21 protein-coding genes are annotated in these 21,869 nt (G+C 39.3%); 4 read left to right on the top strand and 17 right to left on the bottom strand.

Annotated features, from left to right (window positions below; genetic code table 11):
- Window positions 1–6: 6 nt before the first annotated feature.
- The 3 genes from P2W72_RS14495 to guaA are packed head-to-tail and all read right to left on the bottom strand — an operon-like array spanning window position 7 to window position 3,906.
- Complete coding sequence (locus tag P2W72_RS14495; RefSeq protein ID WP_276363979.1) at window positions 7–1,182, bottom strand: RsmB/NOP family class I SAM-dependent RNA methyltransferase; 1,176 nt, start codon at window positions 1,180–1,182, stop codon at window positions 7–9.
- Complete coding sequence (locus P2W72_RS14490; protein WP_276363977.1) at window positions 1,182–2,357, bottom strand: ABC transporter substrate-binding protein; 1,176 nt, start codon at window positions 2,355–2,357, stop codon at window positions 1,182–1,184. Before P2W72_RS14490 ends, P2W72_RS14495 begins: the two co-directional genes overlap by 1 nt.
- Before the next feature lie 19 nt (window positions 2,358–2,376).
- Window positions 2,377–3,906 (bottom strand): glutamine-hydrolyzing GMP synthase, encoded by a 1,530-nt coding sequence (guaA, locus tag P2W72_RS14485; RefSeq protein ID WP_276363974.1) that lies wholly within the window; start codon window positions 3,904–3,906, stop codon window positions 2,377–2,379.
- Window positions 3,907–4,007: 101 nt separating this feature from the next.
- On the opposite strand from guaA, the gene P2W72_RS14480 reads away from it, so the two are divergent.
- From P2W72_RS14480 to P2W72_RS14470, 3 genes are read left to right on the top strand one after another with little or no spacing between them, the layout of a single operon-like run.
- Window positions 4,008–4,274 (top strand): DUF1905 domain-containing protein, encoded by a 267-nt coding sequence (locus tag P2W72_RS14480; RefSeq protein ID WP_276363972.1) that lies wholly within the window; start codon window positions 4,008–4,010, stop codon window positions 4,272–4,274.
- A 20-nt stretch (window positions 4,275–4,294) separates the two neighbouring features.
- Window positions 4,295–4,486 carry a YdeI/OmpD-associated family protein gene (locus tag P2W72_RS14475; protein WP_276363970.1) on the top strand — a complete coding sequence of 64 codons (192 nt, stop codon included), beginning with the start codon at window positions 4,295–4,297 and terminating at the stop codon, window positions 4,484–4,486.
- A gap of 53 nt (window positions 4,487–4,539) precedes the next feature.
- A complete protein-coding gene (locus tag P2W72_RS14470; protein WP_276363967.1) occupies window positions 4,540–5,130 on the top strand; it encodes a C40 family peptidase in 591 nt (196 codons plus the stop codon).
- Between the two features lie 20 nt (window positions 5,131–5,150).
- Here the strand turns inward: P2W72_RS14470 and P2W72_RS14465 are convergent, their stop codons facing one another.
- The 3 genes from P2W72_RS14465 to P2W72_RS14455 form a co-directional block, all read right to left on the bottom strand.
- On the bottom strand, window positions 5,151–6,989 hold the full coding sequence (locus P2W72_RS14465) for a UbiD family decarboxylase (RefSeq protein ID WP_276363965.1): 1,839 nt from the start codon (window positions 6,987–6,989) through the stop codon (window positions 5,151–5,153).
- A 77-nt stretch (window positions 6,990–7,066) separates the two neighbouring features.
- On the bottom strand, window positions 7,067–7,489 hold the full coding sequence (locus P2W72_RS14460; RefSeq protein ID WP_276363962.1) for a dCMP deaminase family protein: 423 nt from the start codon (window positions 7,487–7,489) through the stop codon (window positions 7,067–7,069).
- A 32-nt stretch (window positions 7,490–7,521) separates the two neighbouring features.
- A complete protein-coding gene (locus tag P2W72_RS14455) occupies window positions 7,522–9,129 on the bottom strand; it encodes an MFS transporter (protein WP_276363958.1) in 1,608 nt (535 codons plus the stop codon).
- A gap of 147 nt (window positions 9,130–9,276) precedes the next feature.
- Between P2W72_RS14455 and P2W72_RS14450 the strand changes: the two genes are divergently transcribed.
- On the top strand, window positions 9,277–9,906 hold the full coding sequence (locus P2W72_RS14450; protein ID WP_276363955.1) for a LysE family translocator: 630 nt from the start codon (window positions 9,277–9,279) through the stop codon (window positions 9,904–9,906).
- A gap of 91 nt (window positions 9,907–9,997) precedes the next feature.
- On the opposite strand, the gene P2W72_RS14445 is transcribed toward P2W72_RS14450, so the two are convergent.
- From P2W72_RS14445 to P2W72_RS14395, 11 genes are all read right to left on the bottom strand, one after another.
- A complete protein-coding gene (locus P2W72_RS14445; RefSeq protein WP_276363952.1) occupies window positions 9,998–11,899 on the bottom strand; it encodes an amidophosphoribosyltransferase in 1,902 nt (633 codons plus the stop codon).
- A 97-nt stretch (window positions 11,900–11,996) separates the two neighbouring features.
- Window positions 11,997–13,493: an NADH-quinone oxidoreductase subunit N gene (locus tag P2W72_RS14440; protein ID WP_276363950.1), complete on the bottom strand. Its 1,497-nt coding sequence runs from the start codon at window positions 13,491–13,493 to the stop codon at window positions 11,997–11,999.
- Window positions 13,493–15,076, bottom strand: coding sequence for an NADH-quinone oxidoreductase subunit M (locus P2W72_RS14435; RefSeq protein WP_276363947.1), 1,584 nt, complete (start codon window positions 15,074–15,076; stop codon window positions 13,493–13,495). The genes P2W72_RS14440 and P2W72_RS14435 overlap by 1 nt, the downstream gene beginning before the upstream one ends.
- A gap of 55 nt (window positions 15,077–15,131) precedes the next feature.
- Window positions 15,132–17,174, bottom strand: a complete 2,043-nt coding sequence (gene nuoL, locus P2W72_RS14430) for an NADH-quinone oxidoreductase subunit L (RefSeq protein WP_276363944.1) — start codon at window positions 17,172–17,174, stop codon at window positions 15,132–15,134.
- Window positions 17,174–17,479 carry an NADH-quinone oxidoreductase subunit NuoK gene (gene nuoK, locus P2W72_RS14425; RefSeq protein ID WP_276363943.1) on the bottom strand — a complete coding sequence of 102 codons (306 nt, stop codon included), beginning with the start codon at window positions 17,477–17,479 and terminating at the stop codon, window positions 17,174–17,176. The genes nuoL and nuoK overlap by 1 nt, the downstream gene beginning before the upstream one ends.
- Window positions 17,476–18,009, bottom strand: coding sequence for an NADH-quinone oxidoreductase subunit J (locus tag P2W72_RS14420; RefSeq protein WP_276363942.1), 534 nt, complete (start codon window positions 18,007–18,009; stop codon window positions 17,476–17,478). The genes nuoK and P2W72_RS14420 overlap by 4 nt, the downstream gene beginning before the upstream one ends.
- Complete coding sequence (locus tag P2W72_RS14415) at window positions 18,006–18,596, bottom strand: 4Fe-4S binding protein (protein ID WP_276363941.1); 591 nt, start codon at window positions 18,594–18,596, stop codon at window positions 18,006–18,008. The genes P2W72_RS14420 and P2W72_RS14415 overlap by 4 nt, the downstream gene beginning before the upstream one ends.
- A 28-nt stretch (window positions 18,597–18,624) precedes the next feature.
- Window positions 18,625–19,701 (bottom strand): NADH-quinone oxidoreductase subunit NuoH, encoded by a 1,077-nt coding sequence (gene nuoH / locus P2W72_RS14410; protein ID WP_276363938.1) that lies wholly within the window; start codon window positions 19,699–19,701, stop codon window positions 18,625–18,627.
- A 78-nt stretch (window positions 19,702–19,779) separates the two neighbouring features.
- Window positions 19,780–20,586 carry a glutamate racemase gene (murI, locus tag P2W72_RS14405; RefSeq protein WP_276363936.1) on the bottom strand — a complete coding sequence of 269 codons (807 nt, stop codon included), beginning with the start codon at window positions 20,584–20,586 and terminating at the stop codon, window positions 19,780–19,782.
- 123 nt (window positions 20,587–20,709) lie between these two features.
- Window positions 20,710–21,255 carry an OmpH family outer membrane protein gene (locus P2W72_RS14400; RefSeq protein WP_276363933.1) on the bottom strand — a complete coding sequence of 182 codons (546 nt, stop codon included), beginning with the start codon at window positions 21,253–21,255 and terminating at the stop codon, window positions 20,710–20,712.
- Between the two features lie 39 nt (window positions 21,256–21,294).
- Window positions 21,295–21,825, bottom strand: coding sequence for an OmpH family outer membrane protein (locus P2W72_RS14395; RefSeq protein WP_276363931.1), 531 nt, complete (start codon window positions 21,823–21,825; stop codon window positions 21,295–21,297).
- Window positions 21,826–21,869: the final 44 nt, after the last annotated feature.

The following is a 21,869-nucleotide window of genomic DNA, read 5'->3' as shown; positions in this document are numbered from 1 at the left end:
ACTGATTTATTCAGGTTTGAGCAGGCGTGCCACATACATGGTATCTGCTTTCTTATCCCAGCCTTTAATTAATTCTGAGGCTTCAAGCTGTAACCCACATTCATTCTGAAGATATGACACAATTTCTTCATTTTCTTCTCTGAAAACCGAGCATGTAATGTAAACTAGCGGCTTGCCCGGCTTCAGATATTTAATCACATTTCCGGCAATGGTTTTTTGCAGGTTATGAAAGCCCTGAATCTTAAATTCAGCAAACTGACTGATCATTTCCGGTGTTCTGCCCCATGTTCCTGAACCACTGCAGGGTGCATCAAGGATAATTCCGTCAAACTGATAATGGTGCAATTCAGGATCAGGATTCTGAACCAGATCAATTACCTTTTTCTGATAGGTACGAAGCCCCGCAGCTATAAAACGCTCGTCGAGGTTATCAAGCACACTTGACCTGATATCAGAAACCACCAGTTTGATATCCGGCTGTTCAGAAAATAAGAGCAAAGATTTCCCTCCGGAAGCAGCACAAGCATCCCACCAGTGCTCATATCTCTTAGGTTTGAAATAATTCAGTGTATACTGAGATGAAAGATCCTGAACCTCATAGGGCTTAACCGGGTAATCCATATCTGTAAATAATGAATTAAGGTTCGTCCCATTGGACAGTGCAATGCAATACTCCCCGATTCTTCTGTATTCAATTGCTGAATTCCGGAAAATATCTAAAACAGTATCCTGTGCCCCGGGAATAATTCTGATAAAAAGATCGGGCTGAATAAAAAAAGAAGCCAGAAATGCAGAAACATCAATATCTCCGGAAAGATGCGAAATAAATGGAAAGACTTCTTCCAGTTTAAACCCCTCATTATTCTCTGCATATCTTATTTTCTCATCCAACCGTAATTGAATCATTCTATTCAGGTCCGGACGGAAATGCTGCAGGAATGGATTATCTACCTCTGTACAAAGGAACTCGGCAATAAACAACCTCTCCTCTGCCCGACGGTTGGGAAGTGCTCTCCCAAGCCTGAAATAATTATACAATAAGCGTGATGCAGAACGACGGTCATTCGAACCCATCTGCTTGTTCCTCCTGAAGAAATCAGGAAGAAATTTACTCAGGGGCCGGTCGGCAGGATATTGTTCCAGCACCTTAAGAAAAGTACGAAGCTGTTGCTCTGATCTCATTATTGCATTATAAGTTCAAAGTTGCGATATCCAAGTAACATGAGTTCAGTATTTTTAAACCCGCCTTCAGAATCTCTCCTGAAACGAAAATTATTGTGCAAACCGGGATAAACAGCTTCTGTCAGATGCCTCGTGTAATTTTTCCCATACCTTGCAAGCATACCACCAAAATAAAACCCAACATCAAAGCCTTTAAACGAATATTCCGAAGGTTCCGAAGCAAATTCACGGCGGTATCGTGAAATGAAATTTTTCACATTCTCAAGTTTATAATTAATATAATAAGAAGTGGTAACCCGTGTATTTAAAGATTGTAATTTAACCTGATTTAAAAAATCAGCTTTCGTCCAACCGGGATGTCCGAAGAGCTCAATTTTATATTTATCACTTTTTAATTTATATAATTTATCAATTGTCGGCACAACAAATAAACGGTCTGATGATGTGATCAGCACCAGATTGTTCTTTACCGGATGCATATATTTCTCAATGCCAATTGCATTCGGCCTTTCAGTAATTCTGAATTTATTGGCTCCGAGTTCATTTATAAACCTTTTTAAATAAGTTGAAAATCTGGCATCCTCAACCTTTTGTGTGTTAAGCAATACTATATTTACAAGATCTGCTTTGTAATTTCTGATGATAAACTCGGCAATTTTTTTTCCATGCTGTTCTAAAGTATTATTGACCATGATAAGTTGCTGATTTTTATAACCTGCAGGCATTGATGCAGCTAATGGTGATACCTGCTGGATTCCTTTCAGATCAGCAAAATCAGCAAAAGACTTTACTTCTTCCGGAAAAACAGGCCCGACAATCAGATCATTAGACTTCACTGAATTAGCCATTGCCAGATTTACAACCCTGGTTTCCTGATTCTGTGTATCGAAAACGTGTAAATTAAAATTATGTCCGGATTCAGACAATGAATCAAGCGCAAGTTTCATTCCCTGGTAAAAATCTATAGCCAGATCAGCTCTGGAAATATCTTTTTTAACAGCAGTTTTAAGATTGATTTTATTCAGTTCAAATGGGAGTAGCAGTGCTATGGAATATTCTATCGGCTTTTTTGGAATATCTGCTTCCTTTGGCTTTACCGTTTCGGCCGGAGCAGCAGAAACAGGGACCTGAGTGGTTTTAACTTTTCTTGAGCATGCTGAAAAAAATATCAGCATGCTCAGGATCAATAAAGAATTATTCCCACTCAATCGTCGCAGGTGGTTTGGAACTAATATCATACACAACTCTGTTAATTCCTTTTACATTATTAATTATTTCATTTGAGATTTTTGCCAGCAGATCGTATGGAAGGTGGCTCCAGTCAGCTGTCATTCCATCTACTGAGCTAACTGCCCTTAAACAGATTACGTGCTCATAGGTTCGCTCATCACCCATCACACCAACAGATTGTACAGGAAGAAAAATTGCACCCGCCTGCCACACTTTATCATACCAGCCTGAAGATTTCAGGTTGTTGATATAAATCGCATCGGCTTCCTGCAGAATACTTACCTTTTCAGGAGTAATATCATCCAGAATACGAATTGCAAGTCCGGGACCCGGAAAAGGGTGCCTGCCAAGCAATGCACTGTCCATTCCCAATGTTTTACCAACCCTTCTTACTTCATCTTTAAAAAGTGTGTTTAACGGCTCCACAACCTTTAACTTCATAAAATCAGGCAATCCACCCACATTATGATGTGATTTGATTGTTGCTGATGGTCCTTTCACAGATACCGATTCAATTACATCCGGGTAAATGGTCCCCTGACCAAGCCATTTTACGTCCTGCACCTCATGCGCTGCATCATCAAAAACTTCAATGAATACCCGACCAATAACTTTTCTTTTAGTTTCGGGATCCTTAATACCTTCAAGTTGATTCAGGAATCGGTCTCCTGCTCTAACTCCACGAACGTTCAATCCCATGTGCTGGTATGACTCAAGAACCTGCTCAAATTCATCCTTACGGAGTAAGCCGTTATCAACAAATATACAATGCAGATTCTTGCCAATGGCATGATGAAGCAGAACTGCAGCAACCGATGAATCTACCCCACCCGATAAACCAAGTATAACTTTATCATTTCCAAGCTTTTCTTTCAAAGAAGCCACCGTAGTTTCAATAAATGCATCCGGGGTCCAGTCCTGGCTGCAGCCACAGATATCTACAAGAAAATTCTGCAATAATTGCCTGCCGTCAGTACTGTGCGTTACCTCAGGATGAAATTGAATACCGTAGGTTTTAGTGCCTTTAAGGTGATATGCTGCAACCTTTACAGAATCAGTACTTGCAATGATCTCGAAATTATCCGGGATCGAAGCAATAGTATCTGCATGCGACATCCAGGTTTGTGAACCCTGAGAAATATTTTTAAACAATGGACTTGATTGATTGATAAAATCAAGACAGGCACGACCATACTCTCTTGTAGATGATGCTTTTACCTCTCCTCCGGATGTTTGAGCTATATACTGAGCACCATAACAAACTCCCAGCACAGGATATTTCTCCTGTAGGGTTTTCCAGTCGATCTGGGGAGCATCCGACTGCCTTACAGAATAAGGACTGCCTGAAAGGATTATACCTTTTACAGTGTTGTCGAAAGTAGGAAGATGATTAAAGGGATGTATCTCACAGTATACATTTAGCTCTCTGACTCTCCGTGCAATAAGCTGAGTGTATTGCGACCCGAAGTCAAGAATGATGATTTTTTCTTGCATGTGCAAAGTTAACTTTTTTGTACAGAGGCTGAAAGTATTCTGAAAAACCTTTTTCATGTTTTCAATGAATGTTATGAAATTGATATTTTTGATAATAAAATATGCAAAACACTGATATTTTAAGCTTCGATGTTCATCTGGAACCGGTAAATGGCCCGATGTTGCATCATGTTATCATCGTCCCTGATGAGATTTCAAGCCGGTTTACATCAGGAAAAGGATCTGTGCGTATTCTTTGCAGGATTGGCAATAGTAAAGAGTTTCCCTGTGCATTGATACCCAGACATAACAGATATGTGATTGCTGCCAGTAAAAAACTGATTAAAGACAACAATCTTTTGACGGATATACCGTTAAAATTACAATAAGAACAGACCCGAATAATGGATTGGAACTTCCTGAAGAATTAATGGAGGTACTTGTTCAGGATGATTTCGCATTTCAGATATTCGATGCCCTTAATGATGGAAGAAAACGTGGGTATATTTATTACATCAGACAAGGAAAATCTATTGAAACACGCATAAAGCGATCGTTTGAAATTGCCGAAAAGATTAAACAAAGGAATAACAAGCTGTAAATATTTAACTGTCTGCGCTAAAGGTCCTATCAACATTATTAACAATAAATACAATGATTTTAAATAGTTTACTCATATTTCTGATGTCAGTTTGCAATCTTCCTGCAGGCAAAAATTATGCCCTGAAGCCATTTACCGGAATAAATCAGGCTCCATTCTTCTCAACTTCAGAACAATGGGATATCATAAATTCGTCTGCTGATTCAATTCTGAATGAATACCATTCCGGTAAAAGATCCAAAGCGGCAGAGCTTACAGACTTTGCTGAAACACTGAAAGGCATTAGCTACAGATTTGGTGCGGCAGATCCCAAACACGGTTTTGACTGTTCAGGGTTTATAAATTATGTTTATAAGCAATTTGATATCACCGTACCAAGGGCCTCAAGAGAGTTTACAAACTTTGCGAAGGAAATTAAACTCAGTGAAGCCAAACGGGGAGATCTGATTTTATTTACCGGAACTGACAGCACGAAACGCGTTGTTGGACATATGGGGATCATTACTTCCAATAATGGGCAAAGCCATGAGTTTATTCATTCAACATCCGGAAAAGCCTATGGTGTTACCATTACTCCTTTAAACCGGTATTATCAGGGCCGGTTTGTAAAAGTTATACGGGTATTAAATGAGGATAAGATTTAAGGCAAAAATAAATTCATGCCTTATATAATCCCATACAAAGAATGTCCCTTTTCACCCAGCTTATCTACTCTTTTCTCTACATCAGGATCTTTAACTAACTCCGGTGCATGATGCTTTTTGATACGTGCATCAATAATCATCGGTCCGCGGCAGCCCCAGTGCTTATGCTCTGTGAATGAGTTTATTCCATAAATATCGTGAGATGGGTTACTGCGTGTAAAGCTTACCCAAACAAAATTATTGATATTCTCTGCAACGAATCCTGCATTATCACAAAGAATAAATAATGGAAGATCATTGAGATCTGTTGAAGATAGTGCCGAATTCAGGAGTGCAATTTCCTGTTCAGTTTGTTCATAACTTGTAAAGGCAGGAGCCTCAACGGCCAGCACACCCGGCATAACCATTTTAAACTTATCAAAAGGTCGTGGAAGACTGAATGAAGAGTTCAGTTCTGTTCGGAGTTCACGTTTCTTATCTCCCGCAGCTGCGATGGCTACTTTTGAACCTGAGTTAATATCTGTGCCGCTGTAATCCAGTGTATCAATTGTTGTTTTTGTATAAAAATGAAGATCACGACTTAAATCTACCCTTTCAAGAATATGTCTGAAAAAGCCTGCGATATCATTCGTTGTAAGTGAAGGATTATCTTCCTTACTGCAAATGAAAAGATACTTGGCCAAACTAAGCTGGCTCTTTCCCAAAATATGATTTGCTATGGTCAGTATTTCCTGGGGTCTTCTTTCCTTTAAATAAGGAGTATAACGTTCACTTCCAATGGCAAACAATAAGGGATGAACTCCTGCTGCATCTACGGCATTCACTTCGTGCAATCCGGGAATTTCTTTGGGAATTGCAGAACCTGTGATTTCATGAATTAAGGCCCCAAAACTGGTATCTTCCTGTGGCGGACGGGCAACAACAGTAAAAGACCAGATGGCATTTTTACGGTGATAAACATTTCTGACCTTCATCAACGGAAACGGATGTTTAAGGCTGTAATATCCTAAATGATCGCCAAATGGCCCTTCAGGCTTATTTACACCGGTTTCAACGGTTCCGGTAATTACAAAATCTGCATCCGCAGAAATGCAAAAACCTTCATCATCATAAAAATATCTGAATCTGCGGTTTCCCAGAGCTCCGGCAAAGGTTATTTCTGAAAGGCCTTCAGGCAATGGCATAACTGCGGACAAAGGGTGTGAAGGCGGGCCTCCAACAAAAATACTCACCTTTAGCTCCTTACTTCTGGCATTTGCTTTGGTCTGATGTACACCTATTCCTCTGTGCAACTGGTAATGCAAACCAATTTCCATATCCCGGATATAGTCGTTACCTCCTAACTGAATCCTATACATCCCCAGATTAGCATTCATAATTCCGGGTTTATCGATATCCTCAGTATACACCTGGGGCATTGTAATAAAGGGACCGCCATCCAATGACCAGTTAACAATCTGAGGCAAGGCTGATATACTGGTTTTACCAAATTTAATCGGGGCAAACAAGCCTGTATTCCATGGAAGGGCTGAAAATGCTGTTAATCCTGATCCTGCATATTTAAGCGGATTTTTTAATGCTTTCAGGGGGTCGGATTTCAGATCGACCAGAGTTTTTATGGCATCAAGAGTATCGCGGAACATAAATTTCGACCTGTGGAGAGTGCCGAATAAATTAGAGACAGCCGGGAACTTACTGCCTTTGATATTCTCAAACAAAATAGCCGGTCCTTCATTTTCAAACACCCGAAGATGTATGGCAGCAGCCTCAAGATAAGGATCAACTTCTTCCTTTATCCTGACCAAATGACCATTTTTCTCGAGATCATAAACACATTCCGCAAGACTTTTATAACCCATGAACGAACAGAATAACGATTAAATAATATCGCAATTTAGTAAAAAGGATATCCTGCAAAATTGAAGAAATGTAATATTTACCCGTACTTGAGACATTCTACTCCAAAGCGGTTGAGGAAATCGACACCTTCATCAGATGGCAAGCCTTTATATTCAGCGTATGAAGCTTTAAACCATACCTTCTTTATTCCTGAGGAATAAATGATTCTGGCACAGGCAATGCACGGAGACAGGGTTAAATAAAGTGTTGCTCCATCAAGGTCTGCTCCATTTTTAACAGCGTACAGAATAGCATTTTCCTCTGCATGAAGTGCCAGAGAACAACTGTTCTTTGAATCGCGGGGGCAGCCGGTTTCGGGCCATTCCTCATCACAGTTATGAGTGCCTGAAGGTGGTCCGTTATAACCTATGGATATAATACGGGTATCCTTTGTTAAAACAGCACCGACCTGGGCTTTTACGCAATGCGAGCGTAAAGCCAGGTCGGATGCAAGATTCATAAATATTAAATCGAAGCTTGGTTTTTTATTCATTAATGAGAAGCCTCCGCATCAAGCTTACTTACGTCAATACCCTGTTTTTTCAATTCCAAACTCACCTTGATTGCGAAATAAACCAGATACACAAAGCAAAGGAAAGGAACTACATATGAGAAATGAATGCTGGTAGTATCAGCCAAAATTCCCTGCACCGGAGGAATAATTGCACCGCCGAGGATCATCATAATCAGGAATGCAGACCCCTGTGAAGTATATTTTCCCAAACCGGTAATGGCCAGCGCAAAAATACAAGGCCACATAATAGAACAACATAATCCACCACTAAGGAATGCGTAAATAGCTACATCTCCGGTAGTAAGTAATCCAACAACCATTGCTATTGAACCTAAAACACTGAAAGTCAGCAATGTTTTTGCAGGCTTTTCCTGACTATAGAAAAATCCGCCGATAAGAATAACCAGACATACTGCATAAACAAAAAACTGTTCAACAGAGCTTCCATTTAAATGGTTTGCAGTTAATATTACCGCAAATGCAATAAATGGCATAACGATAGTCAAAATGGTTTTGGTGGTTTTGGGTAATTTAAATGCACTCACCGCACCGGTCCAGCGACCAATCATCATACTTCCCCAGTACAAAGAAATAAATGGAGCTATTTCTGAATCCTTAAGACCGCCAAAATCAGGCGATGCAAGTAATGCTCCCATATTACTTTGAATGGTAACCTCCACACCTACATAAGTAAATATTGCGATCATACCAAGGATCAACTGAGGGTAACCCATTGCACCCCAACCTTCCTTATTCTTTCCGGCAGCTCTGAGCGCTAAAAGCAATGTCACAATTATGATGAAAAGTGACAAATAAACGAACACATAAATACCCACACCCGAAGCTACAGAAATCGGTCCGGCTGCAAGAATCAGCAGAAATGCAATAAAGATGATAAACAATGGAAAATTGGTTTTCCCACTTGCTTCAACTTTTTCATCGCTTGTAACTTTAGGCAGTTTAGATACCCAGAAGAAAATTGCTACGGCAATGAATAGTCCTGCAAGGATATAATACAAAGTATTGATGGATGAAATTTCCACTTCTTTAGGTGCAGCAGCAGTGGCCGTCCCAAACAAAATAATACTTACAGCAATCGGGCCAAGAATACCACCAAGATTATTTATACCACCGGCGAGATTTAAACGGTTAGCACCGGTTACCGGACTCCCCAAAGCAACAACAAAAGGATTTGCTGCTGTTTGCTGAAGCGAAAAACCAATTGCTACAACGAAAAATGCCGTCAGAATAAATGCAAAAGAGCCCGAATGTACCGCAGGAATCATCAACAATGCTCCGGCAGCAGAAACTACCAGCCCGATGGCAATACTGTTCTTGTATCCCAGATAATTCAGAATATCAACCTTAATAAGCTTTGAAGCATAGAACAAAATCAGAGATCCCATAAAATATCCACCATAAAAGGTAAAGTCAATCAACTGAGATTCAAACTGTGTCAGGCTGAAATGAGTCTTACAGAATGGAATAAAAATACCATTACTAGCTGCCAGAAAGCCCCAGAAAAAGAACACAGATATCAGTGTGTACAAAGCGGAACCATAATTTTTTTGTGAATTGTCCTCCATATCAGATTTCTAAGTTTTGAAATAATTATCTAACATAAATTAAATTTCTTAAATCTCTATGTTTTTAATGTTTTTATCAATCATACGTCGAAACTCTATGTTTTTAGGTTAATTTGCACTTTAAGATATAGGGATTAATAATTCGGGATGATAGAATCAATAATATCAGGAATTGGATTGGGATTTGTGCTTTCCTTCTTAACCGGGCCTGTATTTTTTGCTCTGATTAAAACCAGTATAGAAAAAGGATTCTATGCCGGTGTATCACTTGCAGGCGGAGTTCTTGTGAGCGATATATTTTATGTTAGTCTGAGCCTTTATGGATCCACTTTTTTAGCACTTGAAAATCAATACCGGATGCAAATTGGTATTGCCGGAAGTATCATCCTGTTTGCAATAGGCCTATATTATCTCTTTAAAAAGGTCAAGGTAAATTATGAACAAAGCACTTCCAGAAGACATAATACAGGGTATTTTATAAAGGGATTTCTGATGTGTATTTTCAATCCGGCGATACTGCTTTACTGGCTAAGCGTAACAAGCGGGGTTATCTCTATATCCGGTGAAATTAAATCTTCCGAAATCCTCCCTTTTTTTGGATCAATACTGGTCACTCAGTTTAGTCTGGATGTACTGAAGGCCTATTATGCCAATAAGCTCAGGTACAGAATTAAGGAAAAGAATATTGCAAGGCTAAACCGTATCGCCGGAATACTTATCCTGATCTTTGCACTCAGACTTATTTATAATTTACTGTCGGGAGATACACTCATTTAACATAGGAAGAAGAAAGATAGCCCCAAAAACAAAAATGGGGAAAGAGTTTTTTGTTAAACTTTCCCCATCAAAAACTTATCAGGAATAAACCTTAATAGGCTCGCTCATTTTTACCTTCAACCCAGTTCATAAAGGCTTTATTAACTACTTTATTTCCTCCAGGGGTTGGGTAATTCCCTGAGAAATACCAATCACCCAAATGAGCAGGCGTTGCTTTATGCAGGTTATCAAGAGTCTGATAAATTACCTGTACTTCACATTTTATATCTTTCGGAGTTATGATCTTTGCTATTCTGTCAGATATTTGCTGATCAGTAAACTGACTATAAATCTCCTGAACGTAGTTTTTAACCTGCTTGTTACCTAATTTTTCTGATTCAAGACAGTTCTTGTAAACCTGCTGAATCAGATCTGCTTTACCTGAATCTTTTAAGAGAGAGATAGCCGCTTCAAATGCAACGAATTCACCCATTCTCGACATATCAATCCCATAACAATCCGGATACCGGATCTGAGGAGCTGAAGAAACTACAATAATCTTTTTGGGGCCAAGGCGATCCAGTATTCTAAGGATACTTTGTTTAAGAGTAGTTCCCCTGACAATAGAATCATCCAGAATCACCAGATTATCTGCTCCCTTGTTAATCAAACCATACGTGGTATCATAAACGTGAGCAACCATATCCTGCCTGTCGGCATCCTGAGTAATAAAAGTACGAAGCTTAACATCCTTAATGGCAATTTTTTCTACGCGGGCCGACATGTTCAAAACCTCTTCCAACTCAGCATCAGATATCTTATCAGCCCGTTTCAGAAGAGTTTCCTTCTGATAGTCCCTCAAATATTTATGCACTCCCTCAACCATTCCGTAAAAAGCTACTTCTGCGGTATTCGGAATGTATGAAAATACAGTGTTTTTCAAATCATAATTGATGGCTTCAAATATCTGCGGACAAAGGAATAAGCCAAGATTCTTTCTTTCCTTATAAATATCAGCATCACTTCCTCTGGAAAAATAAATCCTCTCAAAAGAACATGATTTTGGAACTTCCGGTTCACGGAATTGTTCTTCGGTTACCTTACCGTTCTTTTTGATGATTAATGCATGTCCGGGTTTGATCTCTTTTACAGATTCAAGCGGAATATTAAAGGCAGTCTGAATTGCGGGTCTTTCAGAAGTTACAATTACAATTTCATCATCCTGATAGTAAAAAGCAGGACGAATACCGACCGGATCGCGCATAACGAATGCATCCCCATGACCCATTATTCCGCTGATTGTATAACCTCCGTCCCAGGTTTTAGCTGAGCGCCGAAGAATTGAAGCAACATCAATGTGTTCAGCAATCTGGTGACTTATCTGTTCATTGCTGAAACCTTCTGTTTTATATTTATCAAAAAGAATTTGATTTTCGGTATCTAAAAAGTGCCCGATCTTTTCCAGAACGGTTACGGTATCGGTTCTTTCTTTAGGATGTTGACCAAGCTCAAATAACTGTTCAAGTAATTCATCCACATTGGTCATATTGAAGTTACCACTAACCACCAGATTTCTGGTCATCCAGTTATTCTGACGTAAAAATGGATGACAGCTTTCAATGCTGTTTTTACCATGAGTACCATAACGCAAATGTCCCATCAGCACTTCCCCGGTAAAACTTACATTTTCCTTTAACCAGGCTGTATCCTGCAACTTTTCTGGTGTTTCGCGCTGAACATCAGCAAATTTCTTCTGAACGTATTCAAATATCTCTGAAACAGCCCCTGCTCCCATCGCACGATAACGGCTGATATAGCGGTTACCCGGAGGAACATCAAGTTTAATGGTTGCAATTCCTGCCCCATCCTGCCCACGGTTATGCTGTTTTTCCATCAACAAATACAGTTTATTGAGGCCGTATAGAGCCGTGCCGTACTTTTGCTGATAATAAGATAGAGGTTTTAATAGACGAATAAGTGCAATTCCGCACTCATGTTTGATCTGATCGCTCATAAATAGTTCTGAGATTGCAAAAGTAGATATTAAATCACAAAGAAGCCAAGTAAATCGACCTGAAAATCGTCTGTGTTATGCCATATTTTAATCCTGCTCAGATGAGTTTTACAATCACAGAGGGGAATACAATCAGAACAAGCAATAAAATGGCCAGCAGTAAGCCCAGATAAGCTTTGGGAGAATTCCCGGGTGCCATCACCTGAATCTGAGAATTTCTGAGGAAGGCATTAAGCGGAATTTTAAAATAATAGAATAAGGAAACCAGTGTACTGATAGCAGCAGTAATGATCATAATGAGTATTACCGCTGAATCTGTATTACGGTATGCTTCAAAAGCCGAAGAGAATACAAGAAATTTAGCAGTAAATCCAACTGTGGGGGGCAGGCCCGTTAGTGAGACAAGTACAATAACAAATGTTGTCATTAGCATAGCATTAGATTTCCCCATTCCTTTGTATTCATCAATAAGCAGTATGCCAGTTTGCTCTTCAATCTCATCAACAATCAGAAATGCGGCCATATTCATGACGATATAAACAGCCATATAAAAGATCAGAGCCTGAAATCCGCTGCCCTGAAATGCAAATAATGCCATCAGCATAAATCCTGTATGACCGATTGAAGAATATGCCAGCATCCTCTTCACATTATTCTGCCAGATAGCAGTAAAATTTCCTATTAACATACTTGCTGTAGCAAGAACTGCAAGAATCACATTAAAATCAAAGTACTGAGTATTAGTCTGCCCGCCTTCACTCTGAAACACCGGCAATAACCCGATCAGAATTGCAAAACCAGCTATTTTAGGGGCAGTGGAAAGAAAAGCAGTTACAGGAGTTGGGGCACCTTCATACACATCCGGAGCCCAGAAATGGAGCGGGGCAATTGAAAGTTTAAAGGCTACTCCAATAAAGACCAGACTTATCGCCACACCCGAAGACAGCCCTGATACATTTTTTAAAGCATTAATAAACGCAGGATCGTTAAAATTAAGAGTGCCCGTAAATCCGTAAAGTAATGAAATCCCATAAAGCATTATTGCAGAACAAACTGCACCAAATAGTGCATATTTCATTGCTGATTCAGTTTGGGCTTTGTCTGCAGAAATATAAGATACCATCAGGTATGAACCCAGAGACACCATTTCAATAGAAATATAAACCATCAGCAAATTCATAGACATAGCCAGCAGATTCATACCCAGAAGAGTAGCCAGCAGAATGGCGAAAAGATCCCCTGTACCTTTAACATGTTTTTGCAATGGAGAATTATACCTGATGAAAATGGCAAAAAGCAAAGATGAAAAGCAGAAAAGCAGCTTAAAAAGTATCGAAGTATGATCCAGCTTTAGCATCCCGCCAAAAAGAAATACAGTCTTGGTATTGAGTAAAATAACCGACTGAACACCGAGCAATAATAAAGTGGAAAGGCTTATTAAGAAACAGAGTTGAGTAAACCTCCTCGAAAGGAACAGATCGGCTAATATCACCAGCAGAAACCCTGCTGCAAGAATTATTTCAGCATAAAAATGAGACAGACTTGCGAGTGTATCATTAATTGAAGATGATATCAAAGGGATCAGATCGTTCATCAACCGGTTATTAATTGAACAAAAGCAAGGACTGAAGCATTCATCTTATCAAATAAGAGAGATGGAAATATACCAAGCAGCAGAGCCAGCGCTGCCAGTGGTAAAAGGGCAATTTTTTCACGAATATTTGCATCGTAAAGTGTTGTCTTCCATTCCTCCCCTCCTTTTAAACGAATCTGGCCAAAAAACATTCGTTGAAGGGTCCATAAAAAATATGCTGCACTTAAAAGGATACCCACAGAGCCCCCTATAGCCATCCATTCAGGAAGATACACTGAAGTAAATGCTCCTATTAAACTAAATGCTTCAGCAATAAATGCAGAAAACCCCGGTAAGCCCAATGATGCAAAAAATGCAATCATTACAAAGGCTGAAAACTGCGGCATGAGCTCAGAGAGTCCCCTGAAACTGGATATCTCACGATCATGGACACGATTATAGATCATACCCACAAGGAAGAACAACATCGCAGAGAGTGCTCCGTGACTGATCATCTGATACATAGCGCCACTTACCCCTTCGGTTGTTGCCGAAGCAATCCCCAGGAGAACAAAGCCCATATGTGAAACTGAAGAATAGGCAATCATCCGCTTCAGATCTGTCTGGGCAAGTGCATTTAAAGCTCCGTAAAGTATTGAAACCATTCCTATCAGTCCAATCCACCAGGATGACTGAATTGCTGCATCAGGGAATATACTGTAACAGATGCGAAGTATACCGTATCCACCAACTTTGAGCAACAATCCGGCCAGTATAATGGATACCGGAGTTGGAGCCTCAACGTGGGCGTCGGGCAACCATGTATGAAGCGGAACAATTGGAACTTTAATTGCAAATGCGACAAACAATACAATAAATGCCAGGAGTCTTGCTGAAATACCGAACAACTCCTGATTGGCTATAGCCGAAAAAATGGATCCATCCAGATAATTGGCAGGATCCATCATCAGAATCATATTAAAGGTATGATTACCACTTGTTGGATCTGTTACTGAAAAATAAAGACCAATAATCACCAATAGCATGAATACCGATCCGAAGAGGGTATACAGGAAAAATTTAATCGCTGCATATTCTCTCCTTACCCCACCCCACATACCTATAAGAAAATAGAGCGGTAAGAGCATTAACTCATAGAAAATGTAGAACAGGAAGAAATCGAGGGCGCAAAACACCCCTATTACCGCAGTGTTTAGAAGTAAAAACAATGGATAATAAGCCCTCAAATTAGTTTTGATCTCCCATGATGCTATAGTAGCAACAAACATTACCAAAGCCGAGAGTAAAAGAAATGGCATTGAGAGTCCATCAATTCCAAGGAAATAATCAATTTCAAGTTTACCAATACTCCCCAGATCAAGACGTATCCAGGGCAGTTTTTCGGTTAACTGATACTGACCGGCATTACTTATACCGGCTGCAGATGTACCTGAATTAAAATTGAGATAAATAAAAAGACTCAGTAAAAATTGAATGATACTTACTCCAAGACATATATGTTTGAAAACCTTTTCAAACCTGGATGGTAAGATCAAAATCAGAATTGCCGCGGCAATGGGAAGAAATATCAGTAATGAAAGCATAATTAAATCTCCCCTCCCCTTATCATTATCATGGAATAAGCTGATGCAAATAAACTCATATGAAAAAAGTTAGAATCAAAAATGTGAGCAGAATCAATAGTATACTTAACAAATAATGCTGCAACCTGCCAGATTGAAGCATTCTGAAAATACTTCCTGCCTTACTAACCATTGCACCTGATCCGTTTACTGCACCATCAACAATATTCTTATCTGTCCACCTGCTGAAATCCGAGATATTTCTCACGACAGCTGCGGTAGAAAGTACAATTGAGTCTATAACATAGCGGTCAATACGCCATGAAAGTTCTGCAAGTTTTTCTACAGATTTTACAAATGTAAAGCTATAAAATTGGTTTAAATACCACTCTCCGGATGAAACCCGGAATAATAAGCCTTCACCCGAAGCAAGCCGGCTATATTTACCATTAACATACATCAGGTAAGCCAGTATAATAAGCAACATACTGATGGCATTTACAATTACCGGAATAAGCTGATGGTAAAACCCTGCCTGTGTGGATTCAACAGATCTGAATCCTGACCATAACCAGGATACTTCATACGATAATGGATTGAGGCTAAATGGCAGAAATGTTGACAAAAAGGCCAGGATGAGCAAAACATAAGTCATTTGTTTGGGTGCATCTTTTGCAGCAGAAATCACTGGACTACTGATAACATCCGGCTTTGCAAAGAAAACTTTAAAAATTAGCCGCGAAATATAAAATGCAGTTAAGGCACTACTCAAAAGCATCAGATAAGGTACAATTTTAAGAATACCCACTTGTTCAGATGCCCACTCGAATGTCTTTATCAGCATTGCATCTTTTGAAAGGAATCCGGATGTCAAAGGTAAACCTATCAGAGCCGCAGAAGCTATACACATGCTTATACAAGCCAGAGGCATCCTCTTCCTGAGTCCGCCCATCCGGCGGATATCCTGAAAATCAAAATCCAGTCCAAGCTTATCCCGATGATGATGCATCTCATGAATTACGGCACCGGCAGCAAGGAATAAAAGACATTTAAAAAATGCATGTGTCGACAAATGGAAAATACTCTCAGAATATGCACCTATCCCTAATGCCATAATCATAAAGCCAAGCTGTGAAATTGTTGAATAAGCCAGGATTCTTTTGATATCGTTTTGTGTCAGTGCAATAGTTGCAGCCATAAATGCTGTTATTGTACCGGTAATAACCATCATGTTCAGAACCTGAGGATTGAACACCGGATAAATACGGGCTATCAGAAAAACACCTGCAGCAACCATGGTAGCTGCATGAATTAATGAAGACACCGATGTCGGTCCTTCCATAGCATCAGGAAGCCAGGTATGCAGTGGAAACTGCGCTGATTTTGCCATGGCTCCAAGGAAAAAGACAGCCCCGGCAATTGTGAGCCATATTTCAGGCATTCCGGAAGTATCAGAAACCCACATTGCATTCTGAATGAATGAGGTCTGCATAAATCCGTTTTCTGCAAAAAGTAATGTTAAATCAAGTGTATGAAATTGCTGATAGATAATCATTATCCCTGTCAGAAATCCCAGATCACCAATTCTGTTCATTATAAAGGCCTTTTTTGATGCTCTTGCCGCAGAATCTCTGGTATACCAGAAACCAATAAGAAGATAAGATGAAAATCCGACAAGTTCCCAAAACAAATAGATTAGCAAAAGACTGTCTGAAATAACCAGACTGAGCATTGAAAAACAGAATAGACCCAGATATGCCCAGTATTTATGAATATTGGGGTCTCCTTTCATATAAACCCTTGAATAGACATGTACCAGTGTTGCGATACCTGAAACCAGCACCATCATTAAAACAGACAGGTTATTAAGTAAGATTCCTGCTTTAAACTCAGTACCGCCAACACTAAACCACGACCATTGTATATGAAAAGTCTGCTTATCCCATATTGCCGAAAACAGATAAAGTGAAAGTAAAAAGCTTACAGAAATATGGAAAAGAGCAAGATTCTCAGTATTTAATTTCTTACCAGCAAAGATAAACAGAAAAGAAATCAGGGGTAATACTACCACCGGCAATACCAGAAAAATTTGAATATCAGAGACAGGCATGCTTTCCATTAATCTTTCAATGTATCTGTTTTAACCGGATCTATAGTTTTAAAATGCTTGTAGACATTTAAGATAATGGCAAGTGCAACTGCAACACCGGCTGCCGCCAGAACGATAGCAAATAGTGCAAACATCTGCCCTCCTCCTCCATTAGCATCAAATCTGCCAAATGCAACAAAATTCAGAACAGCGGCATTAATCATAAATTCAATACCAATCAGAACCTGAATTGCATTTCTTTTTGTCAGAACTGCATATAAACCGATGCAGAACAGACATGCACTAATAAAAAGAAAATGTGACAGAGGAATCATACTTTTTTCTCCTTTCTTGCCAGGTGAGCCGCACCGATCAATGCCATAAGCAATAAAACCGAGAGCACCTCAAAAGGAAGTAAATACCGGGTCATGGTTTGAATGCCGATCTGATGGACGGTATTATCCTTCCCATTAATCTGATCAGCAGTTTTTATCCATGACAAGCTCTCAAAATCAGCCTTTATGATCACATTCAACAGAATAAACAGAAATAAGGTACAAACCAGAATCGCAACAATATGATTAACTCTGATTATTCCCTTAACAGGATTAATTTTGCTTAAGAGTTCTTTGTTCGAAAGCATAAAGGCAAAAAGCATCAGAACAAGTACCCCGCCTACATAAATTACGACCTGGGTGATAGCGACAAAATCAGCGAAAGCAAATACATAGAGGGCTGCCAGCGAAAACAGAGTAACAAAAAATAAAAATATACTCCTCACCAGGTTATGTATGCTTACCACCAGTAAAGCCGAGATCAATACCATAGCAGCAAAAAAATAAAATATGATCTGTTCTGAACTCATAACTGCTTAGGTAAACTTTGCTGCGCAGCCGCCTGTTTTGCCGCCAGCCGTTCGGCATTTAATTTATCAAGTGCTACTTTCTTTTCTTCAGCCTCCTCCGGGCTCATGTCTGAAAACTTATAGATCATCTGATTCAGATCGGTCATACTCCTGTCGTACGTATCTGTCATTACTATACATTCTGTCGGACAAACAACCGTACATAAACCGCAATACATACATTTGGCCATATCTATATCAAATTTGGCTGCATACAATCTTTTTGTTGTACCGTCGGATGTTTTACCAATGGCTTCTGTAGCCTTGATACTTTCAATTTCAATGCAGTCGACAGGACAAATCTTTGCACAAAGATCACAAACGATGCAATCATCCATTTCAACATCCAGCTGATACCGGCCAACATCCGGAACCGGAAGTTTTGCATGAGGATACTGAATGGTTGTAGTACCAGTATTCTGCGAAAAATATTCCGGATCATTAATGGGCCTTATAGTTCTGCTTTCTTTGGCAGCAAAGAAATGTCTGAGCGTAAGGCTCAGGCCTTTTATTACTGTTTTGAAAGCATTTATAACCTTAAAAAGCATATTTTCTGATTTATCCGGATTCAAAAATTCAATTCTGCATCACCGTTAACTGCCAGATTCCTGAGATCAGCATGCAGAGGAATGCCAGGGGAGTAAGCACCTTCCAGCATAAACTCATCAATTGATCAACTCTCAATCGCGGCAGAGTCCATCTGATCCAGATCTGAACTGCTACCACTGTCAGCGTTTTCATCAATACCCAAAAAATCCCCCAGCCTAAGCCGGTGGTCAGTGTTGCCAGCTTTACTGAGCCTATATTAGGAAGCGGACTGTTCCACCCTCCTAAAAACATCACCACCCCAATCATTCCTACCAAAAACATCATCGAATACTCTGCCAGAAAGACAAAAGCAAATCTCAAACCGGAATATTCAATATGAAAACCAGCTACAAGTTCAGATTCAGCTTCCGGAATATCAAAAGGTGCACGATTACATTCAGCAAGAGAAGCGATAAAATAAATAAGGTAGGCAATAATTAAATGAGGTGCCTGAAATATATTCCATGACAGAAATCCACCGATCGACTTCACATCCCACAAGCCCAAGAATTTCATCGTATCGGGAGACAAAATTCCCTGTTTTATACTTATTTCCTGAAGATTCAGACTTTGAGAAATCATTACAACAGAAATGATGGCAATACCGGCAGGAATTTCATAGGAAACCATTTGAGCTACTGACCGCATAGAACCCAACAGGGCATATTTATTGTTTGAGCCCCATCCTGCCATCAAAATGCCGAGTGTTTCAACAGACAGGATGGCGAAAATGTAAAATATACCCAGGTTCAATGATGCAGGAATCAGGCCCGGAGCCCAGGGCAGAGCAGCAAATCCCAGATAAACCGAAACAAAAATAACAGTTGGTGCTAAAATAAACAGGATTTTATCGGCTGCCGTAGGAATAATGAATTCCTTTTGAAGCATTTTCAGAATATCAGCAAAAGCCTGTAATGAGCCATACTTTCCAACTTCCATTGGTCCCAGTCTATCCTGAATAAAGGCTGATATCTTCCTTTCAGAATATAATGCAAACAAGGTAAAAACTGCTGTAAAAGCAAATAATGCGGTAGCAACCAGTACATATGTCAGGAAAAAACTCAAATTTCAGAATTATAGTGGCAAACTTACATAATATGCTTAAAAATGTATACTAAATCTATCTATTAATTAGAATTAAACTTAATCCCATATCGGTTTATAAGACAAATGTATTTTCTCTCCGAAGAACAGCCGGGTACTTTTGGCAAAAGAAGGAGTATAATCAGAAACAAAAAACTGATGACGTTTTGCCGGTTCTTCGTTAAGCAATTTAAGTCCTTTCAAGCGTTCTTTAAGATGATCTGCAACTATCTCAGCAGTATTTATAATATCTACTTTTCCGTTGTAGTAGGCTGATATTTCTGGTTTTATCAACGGATAATGAGTACAGGCAAGAATCAGACTGTCTATCTTTTTCAACTTGGGAGAAGACAGGTATGAATTAATTACGGTCTTACTGATATTATTATTAAAAAAACCCTCCTCAATCATTGGGGCAAGCAGAGGTGTTGCCAACGATGATACATCCAGTGAGGGATCTGCCTCCTTAAATTTCTTCGCATAAATATCAGAACGTATTGTTGACTTTGTTCCGATAACCCCTATTTTCTTATGAGTTCCTGATTGAACCATAAAATCCACTACCGGATCAATCACATTGAGAATGGGGATCCTGTCGCCCAAAAAATGAAGCAGTTCATGATATGCATGAGCAGATGCAGTGTTACAGGCAATCAGAATAAGCTTACAATTCTTATCAAGCAAAAACTTGGCAATTTTCAAACTGTAAAACTTAATGGCCTCAGGAGATTTATCGCCATAGGGCATGTGAGCTGTATCTCCAAAGTAAATAATCTGCTCATTTGGTAATATTTTCCTTATTGCATTTGCAACAGTAAGTCCTCCGATACCGGAATCAAAAATACCAATTGGCAGTGCTGAGCTCATACTTCAAAAATAGTTTTTTTTTGCTTCCAATAAATCTGAATGAGGGGATAAATTGAGAAAAGGCATAAAAAAAGTGCGAAGCATTCTGCTCCGCACTTTTTATCCTTTAATCTTAAAGTGAGACTATTTAGCAGCTGCAGCAATCCCTAATTTAGTTTTCACGGCTGTGATCAGATCTTCACCACCATCGAAATAAACAACTCCGGGCTGTGAAACATCAAATACATAAGCAAATCCCTTTTCTTTGGCAACAGCTTTAACCGCTTCTTCTGCTTTCTTAAATACCGGCTGATAAAGTTCAGAACGTTTTGCGGTTAATTCTTCCTGAGCTTTCTCCTGAGCATCAGTAATACGCTTTTCCAGATCCTGAATACTTGCACCAATAGTAGTTAATTCCTTTTCCAGAACTGCTCTGTTTGCTTCGCTCAATGTTTTGTATTTCTCCTCGTAGCTTTTCATCTGTTTTTGTCGCTCGGCATCCATCAATTCCAGAGATGTCTGTTTTGCTTTTGCAAAAGTCTGAAAATTGGCATCAGCAGTTTTCATTTCAGGCATGGCCTGAAGAAGATCGGCTGAGTTAATGTGTCCAAACTTCTGCTGAGCGTTTGCCGAATCCACTGCAAGGAACAATCCAACTGCAAGCACCCCTATTCTTAATAAATTTTTCATTTTTCTTGTATTCTGTTTGTGTTTGTATTTAGTGAGATTTTATTTAGTTAACGTCCCCGGTTTATATCCTAAACGTATAATAACGTCATTACTTTTATCTAAACGCGGACTAGCATATAATAGTGTAATCTCGCTGTTCTTATCAAATATCATATCAAGCTGCTGAGCATCTGCAACTGCCTGAATAGCTTTAGAAACACGTTCCTGAATGGGTTTTATCAATTTGGTACGAACCTGAAAAAGTTCACCTTCAAATCCAAACTTTACCCTCTGAAATTCCTTTGCTTCCTTTTCCTTTTCAATTATTTCATTCTCACGGTTCTTTTTCATTTCCTCAGTCAGCAAAACCTGATCTGCCTGATACGCCTTGAAAAGACCCTCAATTGCAGCAAACTTAGCATCAACATCCTTTTGCCATTGTGCAGACAAAGCATCCAGCTGTTTTTGTGAAGAATTATATTCCGGAATATGTTTCAGAATATATTCACTGTCTACATAGGCAAACCGCTGAGCAAATGCTCCAAAACCTGAAAGAACTAATAAGAATGCTATTATAACGATTTTTTTCATTAGAATATAATTGTTTTGATTAAACCGGAATGCCTTTTATACCT

Source organism: Daejeonella sp. H1SJ63 (assembly GCF_029360775.1).
Lineage (GTDB): Bacteria > Bacteroidota > Bacteroidia > Sphingobacteriales > Sphingobacteriaceae > Daejeonella.
This window is presented reverse-complemented; position numbering and strand designations above follow the sequence as displayed.

Bases quoted from the DNA above. Each gene is read 5' to 3' on its own strand.
- P2W72_RS14495 (WP_276363979.1), bottom strand. From the start codon at position 1,182: ATGAGATCAGAGCAACAGCTTCGTACTTTTCTTAAGGTGCTGGAACAA.
- P2W72_RS14490 (WP_276363977.1), bottom strand. From the start codon at position 2,357: ATGCTGATATTTTTTTCAGCATGCTCAAGAAAAGTTAAAACCACTCAG.
- guaA (WP_276363974.1), bottom strand. From the start codon at position 3,906: ATGCAAGAAAAAATCATCATTCTTGACTTCGGGTCGCAATACACTCAG.
- P2W72_RS14480 (WP_276363972.1), top strand. From the start codon at position 4,008: ATGCAAAACACTGATATTTTAAGCTTCGATGTTCATCTGGAACCGGTA.
- P2W72_RS14470 (WP_276363967.1), top strand. From the start codon at position 4,540: ATGATTTTAAATAGTTTACTCATATTTCTGATGTCAGTTTGCAATCTT.
- P2W72_RS14465 (WP_276363965.1), bottom strand. From the start codon at position 6,989: ATGGGTTATAAAAGTCTTGCGGAATGTGTTTATGATCTCGAGAAAAAT.
- P2W72_RS14460 (WP_276363962.1), bottom strand. From the start codon at position 7,489: ATGAATCTTGCATCCGACCTGGCTTTACGCTCGCATTGCGTAAAAGCC.
- P2W72_RS14455 (WP_276363958.1), bottom strand. From the start codon at position 9,129: ATGGAGGACAATTCACAAAAAAATTATGGTTCCGCTTTGTACACACTG.
- P2W72_RS14450 (WP_276363955.1), top strand. From the start codon at position 9,277: ATGATAGAATCAATAATATCAGGAATTGGATTGGGATTTGTGCTTTCC.
- P2W72_RS14445 (WP_276363952.1), bottom strand. From the start codon at position 11,899: ATGAGCGATCAGATCAAACATGAGTGCGGAATTGCACTTATTCGTCTA.
- P2W72_RS14440 (WP_276363950.1), bottom strand. From the start codon at position 13,493: ATGAACGATCTGATCCCTTTGATATCATCTTCAATTAATGATACACTC.
- P2W72_RS14435 (WP_276363947.1), bottom strand. From the start codon at position 15,076: ATGCTTTCATTACTGATATTTCTTCCCATTGCCGCGGCAATTCTGATT.
- nuoL (WP_276363944.1), bottom strand. From the start codon at position 17,174: ATGGAAAGCATGCCTGTCTCTGATATTCAAATTTTTCTGGTATTGCCG.
- nuoK (WP_276363943.1), bottom strand. From the start codon at position 17,479: ATGATTCCTCTGTCACATTTTCTTTTTATTAGTGCATGTCTGTTCTGC.
- P2W72_RS14420 (WP_276363942.1), bottom strand. From the start codon at position 18,009: ATGAGTTCAGAACAGATCATATTTTATTTTTTTGCTGCTATGGTATTG.
- P2W72_RS14415 (WP_276363941.1), bottom strand. From the start codon at position 18,596: ATGCTTTTTAAGGTTATAAATGCTTTCAAAACAGTAATAAAAGGCCTG.
- murI (WP_276363936.1), bottom strand. From the start codon at position 20,586: ATGAGCTCAGCACTGCCAATTGGTATTTTTGATTCCGGTATCGGAGGA.
- P2W72_RS14400 (WP_276363933.1), bottom strand. From the start codon at position 21,255: ATGAAAAATTTATTAAGAATAGGGGTGCTTGCAGTTGGATTGTTCCTT.
- P2W72_RS14395 (WP_276363931.1), bottom strand. From the start codon at position 21,825: ATGAAAAAAATCGTTATAATAGCATTCTTATTAGTTCTTTCAGGTTTT.